General features: G+C 48.9%; 1 pseudogene. It reads left to right on the top strand.

Features of this window, described 5'->3' with window-relative positions:
* Window positions 1-2426 (top strand): annotated as a pseudogene (locus CRP01_RS42690) (hypothetical protein); the annotation flags it as partial.

Here is a 2426-nt window from a genome sequence, read left to right as displayed (position 1 = left end):
ACGACTTACGTGGATACGCAAGCCGGTACCTGCCCAATCGTAATCACGCGGACCTTCACGGTAACCGATGAGTGTCTGAATGTAGGAACGGATGTACAAACGATCACGATTGATGATACTACTAATCCGGTAGTTACGGCACCAGATGATGATACGATTGAAGCTTGCGATGTAGCGACCGGTTTAACGGATTATTCCGAGACTCCGGTAAACATTACCGGTCAGGAAGGCGCTTATGGTCTGACGATTACAGAGGCTTGTAACTACACCACAACTTACGTAGACACCCAAGCCGGCACCTGCCCAATCGTAATTACGCGGACCTTCACAGTAACCGATGAGTGCTTGAATGTGGGTACGGATGTACAAACGATCACGATTGATGATACCACTAATCCGGTAGTTACGGCACCGGACGACGATACGATTGAAGCTTGTGATATAGCGGGCGGACTTGCTGATTACTCAGAAACCCCAGTAGATATTACGGGTCAGGAAGGCGCTTATGGTCTGACGATCACAGAAGCCTGTAACTACACCACGACTTACGTGGATACGCAAGCCGGCACCTGCCCAATCGTAATCACGCGGACCTTCACGGTAACCGATGAGTGTCTGAATGTAGGAACGGATGTACAAACGATCACGATTGATGATACTACAAATCCAGTAGTTACTGCCCCGGATGATGATACGATTGAGGCTTGTGATATAGCGGGCGGACTTGCTGATTACTCAGAAACCCCAGTAGATATTACGGGTCAGGAAGGCGCTTATGGTCTGACGATTACAGAGGCTTGTAACTACACCACAACTTACGTAGACACCCAAGCCGGCACCTGCCCAATCGTAATTACGCGGACCTTCACGGTAACCGATGAGTGTCTGAATGTAGGAACGGATGTACAAACGATCACGATTGATGATACCACTAATCCGGTAGTTACGGCACCGGACGACGATACGATTGAAGCTTGTGATATAGCGGGCGGACTGGCTGATTATTCTGAAACCCCGGTAGATATTACCGGTCAGGAAGGAGCTTATGGATTAACCATTACCGAAGCCTGTGCTTACACTACCACTTACGTAGACACCCAGGCCGGCACCTGCCCAATCGTGATTACACGAACCTTCACGGTAACCGATGAGTGTCTGAATGTCGGCACTGATGTACAAACGATCACCATTGATGATACCACTAATCCAATTGTTACGGCTCCGGATGATGATACGATTGAAGCGTGCGATATTGCCGGTGGATTAGCTGATTATTCTGAGACCCCGGTTGACATCACTGGTCAGGAAGGTGCTTACGGCCTCACCATTACGGAAGCCTGCGCTTATACTACGACTTACGTAGATACCCAGGCCGGTACCTGCCCAATCGTCATTACCCGGACCTTTACGGTAACCGATGAGTGTTTGAATGTTGGCACCGATGTACAAACGATCACCATCGATGATACGACTGCCCCGGTAGTCACTGCACCAGATGATGATACGATTGAAGCGTGTGATATTGCCGGAGGTCTCGCTGATTACTCGGAAACTCCAGTAGATATTACGGGTCAGGAAGGAGCTTATGGCTTAACTATTACGGAAGCTTGTAACTACACCACGACTTATGTAGATACCCAAGCCGGTACCTGCCCAATTGTGATTACGCGAACCTTCACCGTAACCGATGAGTGCTTGAATGTAGGAACGGATGTCCAAACGATCACTATCGATGATACGACTGCACCGGTAGTTACCGCCCCGGATGATGATACGATTGAAGCTTGTGATATCGCTGGAGGACTTGCTGATTATTCCGAAACTCCGGTCGACATTACCGGTCAGGAAGGGGCATATGGATTAACGATCACGGAAGCTTGTGCTTATACTACAACTTATGTTGACACCCAGGCGGGTACCTGCCCAATCGTAATTACACGGACCTTCACGGTAACCGATGAGTGCTTGAATGTGGGTACGGATGTACAAACGATCACGATTGATGACACCACTAATCCGGTAGTCACTGCCCCGGATGATGATACAATCGAGGCTTGTGATATTGCTGGAGGACTGGCTGATTATTCTGAAACGCCAGTAGACATTACCGGTCAGGAAGGGGCATATGGTCTGACGATCACGGAAGCCTGTGCTTATACGACCACTTATGTAGATACCCAAGCTGGCACCTGTCCGATCGTAATCACGCGGACCTTCACAGTAACCGATGAATGTCTGAATGTAGGCACGGATGTACAAACGATCACGATTGATGATACGACCAATCCAGTAGTTACCGCCCCAGACGATGATACGATTGAAGCTTGTGATATAGCGGGTGGACTAGCGGACTACTCTGAAACTCCAGTTGATATAACTGGTCAGGAAGGGGCATATGGATTAACGATCACGGAAGCTTGTGCTTA

Source organism: Flavilitoribacter nigricans DSM 23189 = NBRC 102662, from assembly GCF_002646595.1.
In the GTDB taxonomy this organism is placed as follows: Bacteria; Bacteroidota; Bacteroidia; order Chitinophagales; family Saprospiraceae; genus Flavilitoribacter; species Flavilitoribacter nigricans.
The sequence above is the reverse complement of the archived record's forward strand: the minus strand, read 5'-3'. Positions and strand labels throughout refer to the sequence as shown.